17 protein-coding genes and 1 tRNA gene are annotated in these 17,393 nt (G+C 58.8%); 15 read left to right on the top strand and 3 right to left on the bottom strand.

Going from position 1 to position 17,393, the window contains the following annotated elements:
* Nucleotides 1–145: 145 nt before the first annotated feature.
* The 5 genes from DWX39_RS09900 (at nt 146) to DWX39_RS09880 (ending at nt 5,308) form a co-directional block, all read left to right on the top strand.
* Nucleotides 146–1,180 (top strand): SIS domain-containing protein, encoded by a 1,035-nt coding sequence (locus DWX39_RS09900; protein WP_117640663.1) that lies wholly within the window; start codon nt 146–148, stop codon nt 1,178–1,180.
* A gap of 81 nt (nt 1,181–1,261) precedes the next feature.
* The gene (locus tag DWX39_RS09895) at nt 1,262–2,035 is read left to right on the top strand and encodes a PTS sugar transporter subunit IIC (protein WP_117759735.1); all 774 of its coding nucleotides are present in this window, start codon (nt 1,262–1,264) and stop codon (nt 2,033–2,035) included.
* Nucleotides 2,035–2,883 (top strand): PTS system mannose/fructose/sorbose family transporter subunit IID, encoded by an 849-nt coding sequence (locus DWX39_RS09890; RefSeq protein ID WP_192924133.1) that lies wholly within the window; start codon nt 2,035–2,037, stop codon nt 2,881–2,883. Before DWX39_RS09895 ends, DWX39_RS09890 begins: the two co-directional genes overlap by 1 nt.
* 551 nt (nt 2,884–3,434) lie before the next feature.
* Nucleotides 3,435–4,100 carry a PilZ domain-containing protein gene (locus DWX39_RS09885; RefSeq protein ID WP_158561653.1) on the top strand — a complete coding sequence of 222 codons (666 nt, stop codon included), beginning with the start codon at nt 3,435–3,437 and terminating at the stop codon, nt 4,098–4,100.
* A 5-nt stretch (nt 4,101–4,105) separates the two neighbouring features.
* On the top strand, nt 4,106–5,308 hold the full coding sequence (locus DWX39_RS09880) for a hypothetical protein (RefSeq protein WP_117759731.1): 1,203 nt from the start codon (nt 4,106–4,108) through the stop codon (nt 5,306–5,308).
* Between the two features lie 48 nt (nt 5,309–5,356).
* On the opposite strand, the gene DWX39_RS09875 is transcribed toward DWX39_RS09880, so the two are convergent.
* A complete protein-coding gene (locus DWX39_RS09875; protein ID WP_117759729.1) occupies nt 5,357–5,869 on the bottom strand; it encodes a hypothetical protein in 513 nt (170 codons plus the stop codon).
* 398 nt (nt 5,870–6,267) lie between these two features.
* Between DWX39_RS09875 and DWX39_RS09870 the strand changes: the two genes are divergently transcribed.
* From DWX39_RS09870 to DWX39_RS09860, 3 genes are all read left to right on the top strand, one after another.
* Nucleotides 6,268–7,053: a hypothetical protein gene (locus DWX39_RS09870; RefSeq protein WP_117759727.1), complete on the top strand. Its 786-nt coding sequence runs from the start codon at nt 6,268–6,270 to the stop codon at nt 7,051–7,053.
* A gap of 80 nt (nt 7,054–7,133) precedes the next feature.
* Entirely contained in the window at nt 7,134–8,066 is a 933-nt protein-coding gene (locus DWX39_RS09865) for a hypothetical protein (protein ID WP_117759725.1), read from the top strand.
* 150 nt (nt 8,067–8,216) lie between these two features.
* Nucleotides 8,217–9,299 (top strand): HNH endonuclease, encoded by a 1,083-nt coding sequence (locus DWX39_RS09860; protein ID WP_117759723.1) that lies wholly within the window; start codon nt 8,217–8,219, stop codon nt 9,297–9,299.
* A gap of 504 nt (nt 9,300–9,803) precedes the next feature.
* Here DWX39_RS09860 and DWX39_RS09855 read toward each other — a convergent pair.
* Nucleotides 9,804–10,502 (bottom strand): DUF5710 domain-containing protein, encoded by a 699-nt coding sequence (locus DWX39_RS09855; RefSeq protein WP_117759721.1) that lies wholly within the window; start codon nt 10,500–10,502, stop codon nt 9,804–9,806.
* A gap of 407 nt (nt 10,503–10,909) precedes the next feature.
* Between DWX39_RS09855 and DWX39_RS09850 the strand changes: the two genes are divergently transcribed.
* Entirely contained in the window at nt 10,910–11,923 is a 1,014-nt protein-coding gene (locus DWX39_RS09850; RefSeq protein ID WP_118072030.1) for a hypothetical protein, read from the top strand.
* 380 nt (nt 11,924–12,303) lie between these two features.
* Here DWX39_RS09850 and DWX39_RS09845 read toward each other — a convergent pair.
* A tRNA-Val gene (locus tag DWX39_RS09845) sits at nt 12,304–12,378 on the bottom strand.
* Nucleotides 12,379–12,609: 231 nt separating this feature from the next.
* Between DWX39_RS09845 and DWX39_RS09840 the strand changes: the two genes are divergently transcribed.
* The 6 genes from DWX39_RS09840 to DWX39_RS09815 all read left to right on the top strand — a co-directional run.
* Nucleotides 12,610–13,494 (top strand): hypothetical protein, encoded by an 885-nt coding sequence (locus tag DWX39_RS09840; protein WP_117759717.1) that lies wholly within the window; start codon nt 12,610–12,612, stop codon nt 13,492–13,494.
* An 11-nt stretch (nt 13,495–13,505) separates the two neighbouring features.
* On the top strand, nt 13,506–14,342 hold the full coding sequence (locus DWX39_RS09835) for a hypothetical protein (protein WP_117759715.1): 837 nt from the start codon (nt 13,506–13,508) through the stop codon (nt 14,340–14,342).
* A 32-nt stretch (nt 14,343–14,374) separates the two neighbouring features.
* Nucleotides 14,375–15,343 carry a hypothetical protein gene (locus DWX39_RS09830; RefSeq protein ID WP_147336399.1) on the top strand — a complete coding sequence of 323 codons (969 nt, stop codon included), beginning with the start codon at nt 14,375–14,377 and terminating at the stop codon, nt 15,341–15,343.
* 2 nt (nt 15,344–15,345) lie between these two features.
* Nucleotides 15,346–16,149, top strand: coding sequence for a hypothetical protein (locus tag DWX39_RS09825; RefSeq protein WP_117759711.1), 804 nt, complete (start codon nt 15,346–15,348; stop codon nt 16,147–16,149).
* Between the two features lie 60 nt (nt 16,150–16,209).
* Nucleotides 16,210–16,959: a signal peptidase I gene (locus tag DWX39_RS09820; protein WP_117759709.1), complete on the top strand. Its 750-nt coding sequence runs from the start codon at nt 16,210–16,212 to the stop codon at nt 16,957–16,959.
* On the top strand, nt 16,952–17,393 hold a 442-nt coding region (locus DWX39_RS09815), incomplete at its 3' end, for a hypothetical protein (protein WP_147336398.1). The genes DWX39_RS09820 and DWX39_RS09815, both read left to right, overlap by 8 nt.

The following is a 17,393-nucleotide window of genomic DNA, read 5'->3' as shown; positions in this document are numbered from 1 at the left end:
AAGAGCAAACCACCCTTTTTAAGGGTGGTTCTGATTAAAGAAAAATCAAAAAAATCTGAAATAGTTCTTGCATAGTTAGTTATATAAAGTATTATAACGTCATGGGATGAATGAAGGGTTCATCCAAGTGAGTTAGGAGTAAGGGATGTTCAATTTCGATGAGCCTCGTTACGAGAAGGTTGTGAGCGATGCCCTCGCTCTCCGTCCTCAGATTGAGGCTGCCGTGGACGAGGTCTGCGAGCAGGGTTATTCCAACATCTTCTTCATCGGCTGCGGCGGCACCTGGGCCCACACGCTCCCGATGAAGTATTGGGTCGAGACCACCACGGCCGACGTCGATGTCCACTGCGAGATCGCCGCAGAGTTCCTCGCCTGCCCGCCCAAGACCTTCAACAAGGATTCTGTCTGCGTCTTCTCCACCCGTACCGGCACCACCCCCGAGATCATTGAGGCTGCCAAGTTCTGCCAGGAGCAGGGCGCCCGCACGCTGATGTATGTCTCCAACGACAACACCCCGGCCACCGAGTACGCCGATTACAAGTTCTTCAGCTTCGCCGAGGACGACGTTCTGTGCGAGGCCATCTACACCTACCAGATCACGCTGGTCGCCCGCTTCCTCAAGAACGCCGGCGCCTTCCCCAAGTACGACACCTTCATGGAAGAGTTCGGCAACATCGCTCCGTACCTCATCAAGGCCAAGGACGCTCAGGACGAGCGCTGCGCCGCCATGGCCGAGGACTTCAAGGACACCGATTACCACATGGTGATTGGCTCCGGCATGCTCTGGGGTGAGGCCTACGACTACGCCATGTGCATCCTCGAGGAGATGCAGTGGATCAAGACCAAGTCCATCCACGCCGCCGAGTTCTTCCACGGCACCATCGAGCTGTGCGAGGAGGGCACGAGCCTCATCATGCTCTACGGCGAGGACGACACCCGTAAGCTCATGGACCGCGTGGACAACTTCACTCACATGCTCGCCGACGAGAAGGGCGTCAACGTCCGCGTGAACAAGTTTGACACCGCCGAGGTCGAGCTGCCGTTCAGCGACCCCGAGTTCCGCAAGATCGTCTCCCCGATGGTCACCTACACCATCACCGAGCGTCTGAGCTGCCATCTCGAGCACGTCCGTAACCACCCGCTCACCACGCGTCGTTACTATCACCAGATGAACTACTAATCCTCTCAAATTGCTGCGGTTGTCTGCAGGCGAGCTGCGCAGAATGCCTCGCCTGCAGACCTGTTTCTGGGGTTGATCGAAATGGTTGTCCAGTATCTTCTAGTTGCACTGGTCGCATTTATTGCGTCCATGGACGAGCAATTATTTGGCATTACGATGCTTGGTCGTCCGCTGTTTACGAGCCTGTTTGTCGGCTTGATCCTTGGCGATGTCCAGCAGGGCGTTATCGTCGGCGCTGCTTTGGAGTCCATGTTCATGGACGCCATCATGGTCGGCGCGGCGGTTCCTCCCGAGGTCTATGCCTCCGGCGTACTTGGCTGCGCGTTTGCTGTCATTACGGGTACAGGCACGGCAACTGCCGTCGCGCTCGCCCTTCCCGTCTCCGTCTTCCTTCAGGTGTGGCGCAACTTCTGCTACGCCGTTCCGGGTGCCTTTGCCTGCAAGAAGATTGAGACCGCTCTGGCAAATCGCGATCTTGCCAAGGCGAATCTGTACCATCTGACCATCGTGCCGCTGTCGATTGGCATTCCGTCTGCACTGCTGGTGTTTGGCTCACTGTTCTTTGGTGCCGACCTCATCAACAATGCGCTCAACGCGATTCCGCAGTTTGTGATGGACGGCCTCAACGTTGCGTCCGGCGTCATGGTCTGCATCGGCTTCGCTCTTCTTATCAGGACCATGGGCGATAACAAGCTCCTTCCCTGGCTGTTCCTGGGCTTCATTATGGTCATCTACCTCAAGATGGACGTGGTCGGCGTCGCCGCAGCTGCCATTTGCGTCGCGCTGCTCCTGGCCTTCCGCGAGGGCTCGTCCGGTCCGCAGACGGTTGCTGCAGATGAAGAGGAGGACTTCTAATGGCTATCCAGAACACCGACCTCAAAGAGGCCAAGAAGGACGCGATTATGACTCCCGATATGTATCGGAGCATGTTCCTTCGCCAGTTTACGAGCCAGTGCTCGCAGTCGTACGACAAGATGATGGCAATGGGCTTCATGTACACCATTCAGAAGCCCCTGCGTAAGATCTATCCCAACGACGACGATTACTATGCGGCGCTCGATCGCCATACCGAGTTCTTTAACATCACGCCTCATGTGCTTCCGTTTGTAGCCGGCCTAACGGTTTCGATGGAAGAGCAGGCGGCTGCCGATAAGAACTTCGACACGTCCTCGATTAACGCCATGAAGGTCGGACTTATGGGACCGCTTTCCGGCATCGGCGATTCGTTCTACTGGGGTACGTTCCGCGTGGTTGCCGCCGGCATTGGTATTGGCATCGCTTCGACGGGCAACCCGCTCGGCCCCATCGTGTACGCGCTCATCTACTCCGTGATTAACTTTGCAACGCGTATCGTCGCCGCCCATCTGGGTTACGACTTGGGAACCAAGTTTTTGCAGCAGTCCGAAGAGAGCAACCTTATGTCTCGCATGACGCATGCTGCCGGTGTTCTCGGAATGACCGTTATCGGCGCCATGATTGCGGCACAGGTCTCGCTGTCCACGGCTTTGACCTTTGACGTGGGTGGTTCGGAGATTGTCCTGCAGGATCTGTTCGATTCGATCTTCCCCGGTCTGCTGCCCTTGCTGGCAACGTTCGCTTGCGTTGCCCTCTATAAAAAGGGCGTCAAGACCATTTGGATCATCTTGGGCATCTTCGCAATCTGCATCATCGGAACGGGCTTGGGAGTGTTCGCAGCGGCATAATGTTGACTGCTATGCTCGCGCGTTGGATAACTAACTGACCGTTTGAAAACGGGGCTCGGCGTAAGGCCGGCCCCGTTTTTTGTTTGAGGGATTTTCCGACCGTCCAATAATCCACGCTCATGCATCACTCACGCATCTCTCATCTCTCATTCGTCACTAACACGAGAGATAGCTGAAAGATGAGAGATAAATATGAGAGATAGCAATGCTGCAAGATGGCTGAGGGATCGAGGCAAAGTTCCCGTATACATGAGTTTACCTGCGCGAACGTGATTTGCTTGAACCGATAACGGCATTTTTGTTTCTCATCTCTCACTCATCTCTAAGCTGAGAGATAAATGAGAGATGGCTGAGAGATAGACAGACGGCCTGTCGGGGACATGCATCGCTGTTAGATTGATGCCGCGCGCGGAGCAGCTGCACGTTCACCCGCGCCCTGCATCCCGCCATTTCACGCGCTGCACATCGAAACCTCCAGCAAAGCAGGTACAATAGCCCAATGTGCATCGCGCACGACGATGATATCGGCGCCCGCGACTGGGGGAGACAACATGGCAGAGCAACAGATAACGCCGGGGACCAAGCTTCAGGTGGCATTCGACGTGCCCATGGGCCAAAAAACCGACTTCAACATGCTCGCCACGTACAAAGAGAACCTGGACGACGCGTACTTTCTTATGAGCGCGCCCATGCTCGCCGGCAAGCCGCTCATCATGGACGAAAACCAAAAGCTGCTGCTGCAATACAAAGTGGGCGAGGAGACGTTCGTGCTCGCCGGCTACCCCGAGTCGGTCGAGAAAAAGGGCATCCGCACCTACTGGAAAATGCGCAAAGTCGCCGAGCAGCGCACCTTTGTCAAGCGCCGCGACGAGCGTTTTAAGGTCGCCATGCGCCTGACCTACCAGCGCGACAACGCGCCGACCCCCGAGCCCGAGGACGCCATGACCATCGACGTCTCGGCCGGCGGTCTGGCCGTCTACCTCAACGATTATCCCGACGTGGGCGAGGCCCTGTCCGTGCAAATGCCCACGATCCGCCTGCAGGGCGAGCGTCACGAGCTGCCCGAGCAGCTGGGCATCGTGTGCTGGGTGCGCCGCGCGCCCAAGGGCAGCCTGTACCGCAACGTCTGCGGCCTGCAGTTCCGCTACGCCGACGACATGGAGCGCGAGCTCGTCAAAGAATACGTCGGCTACATTCGCACCAAATATAAGATCTGATCGCCATGGCTCTGTTCAAGCGTAACGACAAAGATCAAGCTGCCGAGGATTTGGCCGAGGGTGTAGCCGAGAATCATGCCGAGGGCATGGCTGAGGATTTGGCCGAAGGTCAGGCCGAGCATCAGGCCGAGGACCAGGCCGTGCGCGCGCCCCAAGACGCACCCCGCGTCAATGCCGAGGACGCGCCCGGCGAGGACTCCGCCCTCGATCAGCCTCCCACCTCCCGCAAGCGCTTCGGCAAGCGCAAGCCCAAACCCAAGCGCGACTTGCGCGGCGTGGTGCGCATCGAGGAGCTGGAGCAGGCACTGGCCGACCAGGACCTCGAGGACATCGACCCCGACGCGGTCGTCTCCATGTACATGCCCAAGCGCCGCATGGAGCGCATCGGCGCGGCGCTGCTGCGCATGGACAAACTGCAAAAGGCCCTCGTGGTGCTGGCGCTTGCCTTTGGCGTGCTGTTCGCCCTGTCGTTTATGCAGGAAAACATGGGTAACTTCACTATCAACCTCAACCGCCTGGAGCTGTTCCGCCGCGGCGTGGCCATTGCCGACAACGGCGACTTTAACAACGCCACCGCGCGCCTGGCCGCCGACGCCTTGGACAACGGCACCAATATCGCTGCCGAGGACCTGCCCGACAACCTGGACGATATCGACGGCAGCCACAACGGCAAGAACTACGTGGCGTACACCTTCTATATCCGCAACGCCGGCAAGACCGATCTGGGCTACAGCGCCAAGCTCAAGGTGGTCAGCGCCAGCAAGGGCGTGGAGAAGGCGGCGCGCGTGAGGGTGTATCGTAACGGCGAGCCCACCACCTACGCGGCCGCCGCGGCCGACGGTAACCCCGAGCCCAACACCGAGCCGTTTGCGTCCAAAGACGTGGTGACGACCATTAGTCACGCGAACTTCCGCGTGGGCGATGTGGACAAGTACACCGTGGTCATTTGGCTGGACGGCGACGACCCGGAGTGCGTGGACAAGATCATCGGCGGCGCTGTGGAGTTCGGTTTTGATTTTGATTCGTCCGAGACCGACGACTCGAGCCTGTTCGTTAAGTTCGTGCAGGATATTGCCGATACCCTGACCGGCAGCGATCCCATTAGCGCGAGCGGCAACGAGGCGCCTGATTACTACAAGGAACACAACGTGACTTGGAGTAACCGTCGCAACCAAAAGAACTCGCCCGCAGGGGACGGGGACAAGTAGAACGAACAGGCGCCGGGCCGGAATCGATTTTCCGGCCCGGCGCTTTTGTTATGCGGAGGCGTTGTCTTTGGAGGAGGCGACGTCGCCAGCGGCGCCGTCCAGCAAGAACAACCGCAGCACGAGTTTGATCGCGTAGCCCGGTTTGACCTGCGCCGCGTCTCCCATGCGTTCGCCCAGGTCGCCGCAGTAGGCATAAAGGTCGCGGATCAGATCCGCGCCCGAGAGGGTGAACATGTAGCCCGCGTCCGAAAGCGCGTTGGGTGCTGCGGGCAGCCCCGCAGCCAGGCAAAAGCTCGCAAGGTCGGGGCCCATGACGGCCTCGTAGTCAATCGCGTGCTCACCGTCCCGGGCGGCCTGCTCCTGCTCGCGGGTGTATGACAACGCGGCCGCCAGCACAAAGCTGGGCGTGGGCGCGTTGACGTCGTCGGTGGTGGCGACGAGCTTGCCGGCCGCCTGCGTGACCAGCCAGGCGACCTCGCGCTGGCAGCGAACGGCTTTGCGCGTCACCGGCTTGATCGATCCGGCAGAAACGCTTCCCTTGGGTTGATTGGCGGCAGCCATAGAGCCCTCCCGGCAAATAGCCCGCACAAGCAGGCAGAAATTACACGTGCTACATCAGTATAGCGGGTGGGGAAGGACTAGGGCGAAGCTCGGCGGAGGGTGAATGTGTGCGATGGTGTGGAACTGCGGTCGCAAGGCTTAAGAGGGACTTACGGCTTTGCAGGAGAGAGATCAAATAAGGTAACGATGTTCACATAGCACCACATATAACCCGAGGTAGACCTATGAATCTGCCGGAATGTAGGCTGCCGAAAACTCATAAGGAAATCGTAAGAATTATGGTATTCTCAACTCTATATCAAAAGGATGGGCAAGCAACATCCAACACGAAAGCGCGGGCTCCCCTTCCGGGCTTCTCGAGGGTCATCTGGGATGAATGGGGAAAGAAAGGGGTCCGTATGGATACCAAGGCATTAAAGAAGCAGATGGGCGCCGCCATCGCCATGGTCCTCGTGGCAGCCGTAGCCCTCGGCTCCGCCACCTTCGCATGGTTTGTCAGCAACAACACGGTTAAGGCGACGACTACCAACATTAGCGCGCAGTCGAATTCTGCATATCTGGTGATTGATAATGCGGATGCCGGTTCTACGAAGACAACGTCCACGGGTTCGGCTACCGCTTCTGAGACGTTTGATGCTGATACCAAGCTTTATCCCGCTCAATGGAAGAGGAATTTCGATAACACTGGTAATAAAGCTGCCAGTGAGGCGGATGGCGTCTGGCAATTCGAAAGTGCCTATGCAAAGGATAAGGCCACGCCCGATGAGAAGGATGACACGCGTTTCGCCGTTGGTAATCCTGAAACGGCTGCGACCAAGGATTACACCCTTGCAAATACTTTTTATATCGGTACCGGTACTTATGATGGTACCTTTACCAACTTGAAGGTAACTGGCGTTGAGATTAACAATACGTCTAATTCCAAACTCGACTCTGCTATGCGCGTGCTTGTAATGTGCGATAATGAGTGGGCCGTTTGGTCAAAAGCAGGCAAAGAGAGCAGCTCGAACACTAATGGAATCATCAAGGCCGACGGTATTGCAAAGAACAAGGATGCTACCGTAAAGGTCTATGTCTACTACGATGGCGCTGACTCCGAGGTTTATACCACCAACCTGGAGAACATCGCAAAGGATTGCGGCGTGACGGTTACTTTCGAGGCGACGCCGACCGAGTTTAAGTAATCAATCCATTTATACATAAAGCTCGACTTTCGCCGGGGGCCGAACCGTCGGCCCCTGGTTTTTTAGAATAGGTTAATCGGATGGCAAAACGATCTCAACAATTAAAGGTTCAGCTCGTTGCCGCGGCTGCCGCGGTTGTGCTGTCTGGTTTCGCACTATCCGCCGCCACGTATGCTTGGTATGTTGCCAACAATACGGTCAGCGCAAAAACGTCTACGATCGGTGCCACCACGAACGGGTTTATTCTTCAGATCGCTCAGAAGTCGAAAGGCGCCCAGCATGGTGGCGCTCAGGATTCTCTCGCGGCGACCGAGCTTGGAGGCAAAATCACTCCTTCCTCGACTGACAATATGGCGGATTGGTATGCCTGCCAGGGTTGGGGCGAAGATGGAAAGGTCACCACTTATACCAAGCTCAATTTCACCGCAGGTGGCAAGGCTGGAGAGTACGAAGCTGGCGGAGAGACGCACTATGCGTTTCTAAAAGGTGAGTACATCCTCTATACGATTTCGGATACCGGATTTGCAGACGTATATCTTGCGGATCCTTCTGAAAATCCCGTCGAAGTAACGGTCAACGGTGATGCTACGACTGACACCATCCCCAAATCCTTGCGCGTTGGATTGACGATTCAGAATGCCGATGCGGATGGTAACGGTACTGGAGCAGAGACTCTGAAATGCGTCTATGCCCCCTATGCAGTTGAAGGCAAGGGAAATGATGCTTCGGCAATTGACGGCTGGGCGTGCATCAACGGTTCTGCTGCGCCTGTTACTCCTTCCTACCAGCATATCGAGGCAGACAACTATGACGGTTGGTGTGCCTCGAAAGTCGGAGAAGATTACGTCGCGGGCTCTAAAGCGATAGCCAAACGGGTTGGTTACAACGGAGTGATTCTTCGAGTGTATATTTGGATGGAAGGTACGGACGCGGATTGCGTTAATAACGAAGCTGCAGAAGATACGGCTACATACAACGTAACCGTCCGTCTTGCCGGCGTTTCTGCTGAATAGCATCCATTATCCTGATCTACTCGAAATTGATAGGGGCCGCTTCAATCGAAGCAGTCCCTTTCTTTTGTGGCGACTTTGCGCAAAACAGCTGCATATGAGCCCGCGTGGATCGGCGATAATGTGAAGAACTGTTCTTCCTGGAGGTTCCTTATGGACGGTATCGCTTCTAGTGTTCCGCTGATTGCTCGGCCGAGTTTCGACCGCGCTTGCAGCTTTGTGCCGTCCGAATATGTCCAGGCCTGGGAGCGGTTCTTGCGCGAGGAGCAGCGTGGCGGCCTGTGGGACAAGCTTCCGCATCGCACCAATGCCGATAGCCCTCAATATCCCTTCCGTCTGACGATTGATTCCGAGCTCTTTCCGGTGCCGCGCGATTCGGGCATCTTTTGGCCTGGTCGCGGGCGCGTTAAGCATCCGCGCAAGAAGACCTTTGCCCTTTCGGTGCACAATTCCAAGCGCGGCGCCTACCCTGATGTTCCGCCGCTCTATCTTGAGGACGGCACGTGGGTGCTCAAGTACTCGTCGCAAAGTGCTTCGGTCGAAAACTGGCGCGACCAGGACTACAACCAAAAGATGATCAACTGCATGGAGTGCGGCGTTCCCGTTGGCGTTTTCTTTGCAACGAGCGCTGGCTACAAGGTTCTGGGCCTAGCGTTTGTTGAGCGTTACGAGCCGGAGAACAGCTGGTTTGTACTGCACGGCCCCGTCCATAAGGGCGGACCCGACGCGCGTTTCTTCCCCGATATGAGCTACATGAAGGAGGCTCCGGTCGCGGCGGAGTTTTCTGGCGCTCCCGTGAGCGACGATGATAAGGTCCGCTACGCGTTGCGTCGCGAACGAATCGGCCAGCAGCGTTTCCGCAATCAGCTCTTTGAGGCCTATACCGGTCGATGCGCCGTCTCGGGCTGCAATGTCGACGAGGCGCTCGAAGCCGCGCATATCGAGAACTATTCGGGTCCCAAGTCGCAGATTGTCAGCAACGGTATTCTGCTGCGCCGCGACCTGCACTCGCTGTTCGACGCCCATCTGATTTCGTTTGAGCTGGTACGCGGCGACTATCAACTTTGCGGGTCGTATCTTCTGCAGCATACGGATTATGCGGCGTTTGCAGGTTCGGTGTTGCGCGAGCCAGACGAACATCGCTTGCGCCCCAACGCTCGATTCCTCGAAGCCCATCGCGCCGAGTTCGATTTCTCGGAATCGCGTCGTCATGCGGAAGCCGTTGCTCCGTATTAGTTAGGTGCAGCCTGCCGCAACTCAATCATGTCGATTGATCGGATCGCGCCGCGCCGCATCGAGGACCGCGCGATCCTGCCATCCTCTCTTCAACGGTTAAAACGGGAAAGGGGAGGCCATGGGATGGCGAAGCGATATTGCGTGCGGCACATAGGGTAACTTGACGCGCGTTCTGATGGATCGGAGCTTATTCCCGCTCGTCGAGGCCACCTGCAGCCAAATCTACCTGCCGTGCCCAAGCTGCGGTGCAGGCCTTCCATGCCTAGACATCAGCTTCATCGACGTCCGCGACAAACACGCCGCCGACTCACGCGCTCGAACAGGCCTGCGCCTTCCAGTCTATCCTCAGCAATGCTCAACCTGCGGATGCGCCATTACCTATGACGATGCGGAGTCATAGCTTCGAAGACTGAATATCTAGTCGGGCAAACCCGGTGATTCGACATTTTCTGCGTTATACCAACAACTCAACTACCTGCGCATACTCGATTTTCTAGTTTTGCCCTACAGGTAAATCCCCTCGCACAAGGTCTTGTGGAACTGGGTGTGGTGGTCGCGTGCCCAGGTGAAGAGCGCCTGGTCAAAGTTGTCCTGGCTGGCGGGGATGCCAAAGACGCCGGCGACTTCCACGCGCACGAACTCCAGCGCGGGCAGCTTGTTGATGGCCGTGAGCGCAAACGGCGACGTGGGCTCCTCGAACAGGTAGTGGCTGCCTTGCAGCGCGCCGCAGGCGGTGCAGGTGCTGGCGAGCGATACGGTTTTGGTGGTGCGCGACGTTACGGGCTTGTAGCCGCAGCGCTCGCGCAGGTAGTCGCGGATCTCGGCCGGCACGCAGCCCAGCGCGGGGACGATGGCTATGGCGTTGGCGCGGGCGGTGTCGATCGCGATGTGGCCCGTGTCATCCATGGCGGGTACTGCGCCGGGCGCGGCCTTGCTGCCCGAGTCCTCGGCAACCCGATACGGAATGCCAAAGGCCGCGACCGTCGTTTGCTCGTGGCACTTCCAACATTCGCGCTTGCCCAGCCCCAGGTAGATGTAGGGCGCGCTGGGGTCGGAGCGATCCACGCCGGGCAGCCACGCGGCAAAGGGCTCGGGGTTGACGCCATCGGGCACGTACCAGATCTTCTTGACCCGGTCCCACTTGGCGCCCAGGGCCTTGGCCTTGTCTTTGTGCGAAAAGGGAACATCGAGCTCGGTGCGCATGGCGGCTCCTTTGTGCGGCTTGCGGTGCATGTGCTCCAAGGATACCCCACCGGCGAGTGTGTGGTCGCTAAACGAGCACTTCGACCGCCCGAGAAGTCGCGGGGCGTTTTGGCGGGGGCGTGCCGTCAAGCAAATGGGCAAGTGTTTGGTCAGCTTTTGGTCAGTTGAGCGGCAACCTTGCCAAAAGCTTGACGGATTTGCATTTAGACGTCGACGAATGAACACTTTGGTTGCGCCGCGGCAAAAAACTGCTGGTCGTTTGCCGAAAACTCGCCAGGGTCGCGAGTCGCCGCCGACGCGCGTGCTATCTTCGCGCCATGGGGTACTTTATCGTTTCACATAACGCTGCGTTGGCGCTTTTGGCGCACATTCCGAACCCGCGCTTTGGGGATTCGGAACCAGAGGTCGTGTCGATCGCGGGCGCCTGTGCGCTCTGTGACCAGGAGGCGCAGGAGTTTATCGATCGCTATGATCTGGGGATCCAAACGCTGGATTTGCTGGTGCCGTCGCGCGCCGACCGTCGGCGGAGCAAACATGTTAAGACGCATCTCTGCACCAACGAGCTCCCGGCGGGTTCGTTTATCTCGCTGGGCCACTGGATGGGCGGCCTAGATGCGTACGTGTGCGCTCCCGAGCTGGCGTTTGTGCAGGCTGCACACGACAGCTCTGCGGCCGAGGCCATCTATGCCGGCTATGCCATGACATCGAACTACCGGTTGGATAACCTTGCCCCCGGCGGGGTGACCAGTAGGGATGCGGGCATGCGCGATAGCAAGCTCACGACCAAGGAGCTCATTGCGGCGTATATCGAGGCGTCCCCAAAGGTAAGGGGTCTCGCGAAAGCAAAGGCGCTGCTTGCGTATGTGATCGAGGGGTCGCGCTCTCCGAGGGAGTCGGGGCTGTGCATGTTTATGTCGCTGCCTACGCGCTACGGCGGGTATGCATTGGGCAAGGCCGAGCTCAACAAGAAGGTCTTTATTCGCGATGGACTCAACGATGGGCGCGAGCGCAAGCTGCGCGTGCTGGAGCGCACGCCCGACATTACGCTTACAGCTAAAGTCGAGGTGGGCAAGGATAAAGTAAAGGCCGGGCTGCTGCCAGAGGTACTGACCGCGATGGTCGACTACGACAGCGATGCCATTCATGACGGCCGCGAGAAGATCCACAAGGATGCCGAGCGCCGCAACGAGTTGGAACTGCTTGAGGGAGTAGCGTATTTTACGGTGACAACCGACCAAGCAAATGACTACGAAAAGCTCGTTCGGCTGTGCGAACGCATCCGACGCAAGCTGCATCGGAATAAGCGCCCCATCTTTAACAAGGCGATGGGTGCAGAGCAGCGATATTTTGCCAACGCGCGTGCCGAAACGAAGCGATTTTGGCTCTGGCAAGCCGTTATCGATGCGCATCAGTATTGGTAGGGGCGGTAACAGGGGGTTAGAATTAGCGGCCATATATCCAGGTCTAATACTTTTCCCGAGAAGTGAACGAGCCAGAATGGGCCCCCGAAACATCGACACTTTTAGGGGCTTGTTTCCTGCGGTTTTGCTGCTGGAATCCTGCGGTTTTAACGTCAAAAAGTGTGGATGCTCCGGGGGTCCAAATAAGCTCGTTCACTTCTCGGGAAAAGTATTAAACCTCAATTTATAGGGGGTTATTTATATATGGCTGCGAGACCCATCCGCGCCTGATCGGGGCAATCACCGGGGCTGTTTGGGCGCTTTGGGTGCCGCGGCGTCCTTTTGGCTTGGCAGCGTAAAACAAAACAGCTCAGAGGCGAAGCCTCTGAGCTGCGAACATTTGGTGGGCGTTAGAAGATTTGAACTTCTGACCTCTTCCGTGTCAGGGAAGCGCTCTCCCCCTGAGCTAAACGCCCGATCAAGGGTGCGCGAGTGCGCAGGGAATAATATAACGGAGCTCCCACCCGGTGGCAAGAACTATTTTAAAAAACTGGTGAATTGTGGCCCCATCGGAGCCTGCAGCAGCGCGAACAGCACACGAAAAGTCGCGTTTGTACCCCCGATGAACTGCACGTTCGCGTAAAATAATGCCCATTATGGGCAAATGGTGTCCAGGTAGTTTGCAACACGGCATTTTGGGGAGGGGCATGTCGGACGCGCGCTCGCTGCGAAAACAGTTCAATCGCATGCTCGCCACGTTGCTGGTGGCCCTTGCCGCTGCCGGAGCCGTAACGTATGCCTGGTACATCTACAACGCCAACCGCCACATCACCGACGTCAAGATGGCCGCGGGCACGGGCGTGACCTTCCTCATCTCCAACGAGTACGACGGCGAATACAAAACCAACGCCGGCCTGAGCTTTGTGGGCTTGCTCGATCCCGTCTCGACCGACAACGTGCTCAACGGCTTCCAAAAGGTAACGGGCTTTACCGGCGGAACCACCCAGGACTCGCTCTTTGCCAGCATGTTCGGCGCCGCCGAGCATTCCGACTACTACAAGACTTCCCTGTACCTGGCCACCAACTCGGCCGCGACCGACGTGTACCTGTCGGGTATCGACTTTACCGAGCAGGACCCGGCAAACCCCATCTCTACCGCTCTGCGGGTGGGCCTGGTTACCTATGCGCCGGGGCAGGGCGATACCGTTACGGGCCAGTACGTCTTTGAGGTCTCGGGCGAACACAATCCCCAGGCGCGCTACAACACGCTCGACGGCAAGGATGCCGGCGAGAACGAGCAGAATCACCTGGTGCTCGACAGCACCCGCTCCGATGGAACAACGGTTCATTTTGACCAGCTGACCAGCGCAAACTTCTGTGACTACAATGAAGACACCGGCATTGTGAGCCTCAAGGAGGCCACGACCAAGATCTGTAGCCTGCCCGCCGCTGCCGAGGGCGCCAACCGTAGCACGCCCGTGCGCGTGGATGTGTACGTGTGGCTGGAAGGCTGCGATCCCGATTGCACCAACAATCTCGCCGCCACCAGCTTGCAATCGCTGGCGCTGCGCTTTGCCGGTAAGCGTTCGTAAGGGGGCTGGGTATGAGTGCATCGAACATCAAAGACATCCTAGGCTCGCGCCGTCGGATGGTTGCTGCGGCCGCATGGATGCTCGTGCTGGTAGCCGCCCTGAGCGCTGCCACCTACGCGTGGTTTAGCAATTCGCGCTACACCAATGTGACGCCCGTGGCGCACACGGTAAGCGACGAGGGCTCCGACCTGCAGATTGGCCTTTCGGCCAACGGGCCCTGGGACACAACGGCAACGCTTGCCGCCGCCGACAAGACGCTCTATCCCATCTCGACGGCAGACCTTTCCCGCTTTTGGCGCGGCACGTTCCAAAACGCCGCCGGCATCACGACCGACTACGCCGACTGCACCGCGCGGCTGGACGACTACGCCCTTTCGGGCACGCTGTACCTTAAGGGCAGCGATAGCGCGCTCAACGTGTACCTGTATCAGGGCCAGATGAGCGTGACGAACGACCCGCAGCTGCTGGCCGCGCTGCGTCTGGGCCTGGTCATTACAACTCAGTCGGGCACGCAAACGCATATCTTTACCTGCGACGATCTGGGCAACACCTCGGGCGCCACCAGTAGGCGTACCACCGCGCAAGACGGCGTGGTCGTGGCGCCCGGTGCCTCGGGCTGGACCTACACCGCCGACCCCGCGCGTGCCATAAGCGCTTACAGCATGGATGGCACCGGCGACACGCCCGCGGCGCGCGCAGGCGCCACGCCCATCTGCACGCTGGCCGCCAACGAAGTGGCAAGCGTTCGCTACGTTGTGTACATGGAAGGCTGCGACGCCAATTGCATCGACGAGGCTCAGGCTCGCGATGTGGTGCTGCAGCTTGCCTTTGCCGCGGCCAAGGCGTAAGGGGGCGAATCGTCATGGGAGAAAAGCAGCACATGCCAGCATATAACCGCGAGACCAAAACCGAGGGCACGAGCCCCGCGGTCCCCTCCAACGCAGCCGCCGAGCGCGAACGCCTCGAGCCCGCCGCCGCCCGCCGTCACGCCCGTCGCGCGCGTGCCTACATCGCGCTCGTTATGGTGGCGCTCGCCGCCACTTTGGGCGTCGCGACCTACGCCTGGTTTACCAACAACATGAAGGTCAACACCAACTCGGTGAGCGTGCACAGCGACACGTCCAAGCTGGTGCTAGAGCTGGGCGATGCCGATCACGGCAGCTGGACGCAGCAGGGTGACGTTTCCCTGACTTCCAGCGCGAATGGCGCCGTGACGCTCTACCCGGTCTCGACCTTTGACCTCAACGGCTTTGCCGCCTGCGCGCAAAACAACTCGGCCGGCGAGGCCACGGTGTTTGAGCAGGCAAAAGACAACGGCTCCACCTACTATCACGGCTGGATTGACCTGCGTCCCACCATTACGGGCACGGGCGCCAGCAAGGTTAAGGGCAAGGTGAGCCTGTATCTGGCCGAATCGCTGGTCCCGCAGGGCGCCGATGCCGAACTGCTGCGCGCGGCTCGCGTGGGCATTAAGATCTCGAGCGGCAGCCAGGTGCTTGCCACCAACATCTTTGAACTCGACGGCTCCGATAGTGGTCACCGCGCCGAGCACCCGGCGACTGTCCCTGCAGGCCTGGCGGGCTACACCGAGGGCATGCTCCTGGGCTGGCAAAACGGCCAGCTCGCTTGCGGTGCCAACGTGACACAGGACCCGGCCGCCTTTACGCTGGACACGAGCGAGACGGCCGCGCGTCCGCAAAACACGCTCGCCACACTGGGGCTTGGCCAGACCTATCGCCTGGACATCTATTACTACATCGAGGGCACCGACCCCGATAGCGCCGACTACCTGCATCAAGACCCGGGCACCCTGCACCTGGCCCTCTTTGCGACCCTGGACGGTGAGTAGCCATGACGCGTAAGCAACCCGCCGCCAACTGCACGCCCGCCACCGGCAAGCCCAACGCCGCCGCGCCCGCCGACACCGACCTGCGCCGCAAGCTCACCACCACCGTGGTACTGGTGTTGTTTGCGCTGGTGGCGATAGCCATGGCAACGTTCGCCTGGTTTTCCATCGCCGATAGCGCCAAAACCCGCATGCTCATGATCGACGCCAACGCCGACGGTTCGCTGCGCTTTGACCTGGACGAGCATGCCACGTTCGACGAATACGTCCACAGCCCGGGCTTCGACCAGATCTCGGCACGCATCGCCAGCGAAAAGGGCGTGGACATCGACGCATCCAAGCTCAAACCCGTCACCACGAGCGACTACCAGACCTTCACCTTCGAGGACGGCTCCACCGCTGACCCCGCCACCGGTGTCTACCTGGAGTTCACGCTGCACTTTATGAGCAGTACGGACCTGCGCGTGCGCCTGACCGGGCAGGATGGCGACGGCGGCGTTTCCGGCACGCGGTTTAGCTCCGACACGCAGGGTATGGCCAGCGCCATGCGCATGAGCTTTACCGCCGATGGCCACACCTGGGTCTACAACCCCAACGGAGGCGGGGGCTCGTCTGGTGCGGCCACCGTCTTTGGGCTCGACTCGGGAGCAGCGAACGCGGCCAGCGACATGTTCGACCTAATAAAAGATACGGACAAGCCGGTAACCGTTCGCATATGGCTCGAGGGAACGGACCCAAATTGCACTAATATGCTAAAAGGAGCTAACTATTCGGTTTCGATGCGCTTTGAGGGCATCGAAGAACAGTAGATATGCACGGCGGCCACCGGGCCGCGCACGACCTAGACAGACACGGTAGTAAGGGACATCATGCAATCTGTTAAAAAAGTCGCATCCATCGCGCTGAGCGTTGTCATGTGGATCATCATCCTGGTGGCGGCCCTGTATGCGTTTACCACGCTCGCCACGCGCGAGGACGGCAGCGTCTCTGACATCGCCGGCTTCACCCCGCTCGCCGTGCAGTCCGACTCCATGGCTCCCACGTTTAACAAGGGCGACCTCATCTTCATCAAAAAGTGCGACACCTCCAAGCTCGAGGCGGGCGACATCGTGACGTTCCATACCATCATCGACAACGAGTACGCGCTCAACACGCACCGCATCGCCGCCATCGACGAGGTCAACGGCATGCGCAGCTTTACCACCAAGGGCGATAACAACGACGTGGCCGATACGCACATCATCAGCGACGGCGATATCGTGGGCAAGTACCTGTTCGCGCTGCCGCAGATGGGCAAGGTCATGGACTTTCTGTCCAGCTCCATGGGCTTCCTCATTGTGATTGTCCTGCCCATGCTGCTGTTCTTTATCTACCAGGTGTATCACCTTATCGTGGTGGGCATGAACCTTAAGCGCGCCATGGCCGAGGAAGACCGCCTGGCCGCCGCGGCTGCCATCGTGGATGCCGAGGGCAAGGGTGACACCGCCACCGTTGCCGCCGATAACGCCGCCGAGCAGCTCGCCCAGGCCGAGGCCAAGCTCGAGGAGGCCCGTCGTCTGAAGGCCGAGGCCGAGGCGGCGATGAGCGCGACCAAGCAGGAGGGTACCGACGGTGAGTGAGTTTCTGGGATTTGCCTGGGAGCTGCTGGCAAAGGTCGTCTATAACGTCGTTGCCGTCGTGAGCTCTATCCTCAACCTGCTGGTGTTTGGCTGGGTTGAGTACTTCAACATCTTTATGACCTACTTCACCACGTTTGACCTGGTGGGCAAGATCGGCGCGGTCATTCTGTTTGCCATGCTCATCGCGGTCCCCGTGCTGATCGTGGCCATTTTGGTTCACCGCTACCGCATCAACCGCCGCCTGCATCGCGATGACACGTCCAACAAGGCGCTCTATCGCGAGATCGGTCGCCTGAACAAGCAGGTGCTCGACCTCATGGACGAGAAGAACAAGCTGCTGGCGCTCAAGGTCAATGCCATGGGCGGCACCAAGCAGATTCCGTACGTGGGCGCCTCGGCCCTGGCCGACGACCACCTGCCCACGGTGGGCAACG

The organism is Collinsella sp. AF19-1LB, assembly GCF_003459655.1.
Classification (GTDB): Bacteria; Actinomycetota; Coriobacteriia; order Coriobacteriales; family Coriobacteriaceae; genus Collinsella.
This window is presented reverse-complemented; position numbering and strand designations above follow the sequence as displayed.

Bases quoted from the DNA above. Each gene is read 5' to 3' on its own strand.
- DWX39_RS09875 (WP_117759729.1), bottom strand. From the start codon at position 5,869: ATGGCTGCCGCCAATCAACCCAAGGGAAGCGTTTCTGCCGGATCGATC.
- DWX39_RS09855 (WP_117759721.1), bottom strand. From the start codon at position 10,502: ATGCGCACCGAGCTCGATGTTCCCTTTTCGCACAAAGACAAGGCCAAG.
- DWX39_RS09825 (WP_117759711.1), top strand. From the start codon at position 15,346: ATGACGCGTAAGCAACCCGCCGCCAACTGCACGCCCGCCACCGGCAAG.
- DWX39_RS09900 (WP_117640663.1), top strand. From the start codon at position 146: ATGTTCAATTTCGATGAGCCTCGTTACGAGAAGGTTGTGAGCGATGCC.
- DWX39_RS09890 (WP_192924133.1), top strand. From the start codon at position 2,035: ATGGCTATCCAGAACACCGACCTCAAAGAGGCCAAGAAGGACGCGATT.
- DWX39_RS09870 (WP_117759727.1), top strand. From the start codon at position 6,268: ATGGATACCAAGGCATTAAAGAAGCAGATGGGCGCCGCCATCGCCATG.
- DWX39_RS09880 (WP_117759731.1), top strand. From the start codon at position 4,106: ATGGCTCTGTTCAAGCGTAACGACAAAGATCAAGCTGCCGAGGATTTG.
- DWX39_RS09865 (WP_117759725.1), top strand. From the start codon at position 7,134: ATGGCAAAACGATCTCAACAATTAAAGGTTCAGCTCGTTGCCGCGGCT.
- DWX39_RS09860 (WP_117759723.1), top strand. From the start codon at position 8,217: ATGGACGGTATCGCTTCTAGTGTTCCGCTGATTGCTCGGCCGAGTTTC.
- DWX39_RS09885 (WP_158561653.1), top strand. From the start codon at position 3,435: ATGGCAGAGCAACAGATAACGCCGGGGACCAAGCTTCAGGTGGCATTC.
- DWX39_RS09820 (WP_117759709.1), top strand. From the start codon at position 16,210: ATGCAATCTGTTAAAAAAGTCGCATCCATCGCGCTGAGCGTTGTCATG.
- DWX39_RS09895 (WP_117759735.1), top strand. From the start codon at position 1,262: ATGGTTGTCCAGTATCTTCTAGTTGCACTGGTCGCATTTATTGCGTCC.
- DWX39_RS09840 (WP_117759717.1), top strand. From the start codon at position 12,610: ATGTCGGACGCGCGCTCGCTGCGAAAACAGTTCAATCGCATGCTCGCC.
- DWX39_RS09835 (WP_117759715.1), top strand. From the start codon at position 13,506: ATGAGTGCATCGAACATCAAAGACATCCTAGGCTCGCGCCGTCGGATG.
- DWX39_RS09830 (WP_147336399.1), top strand. From the start codon at position 14,375: ATGCCAGCATATAACCGCGAGACCAAAACCGAGGGCACGAGCCCCGCG.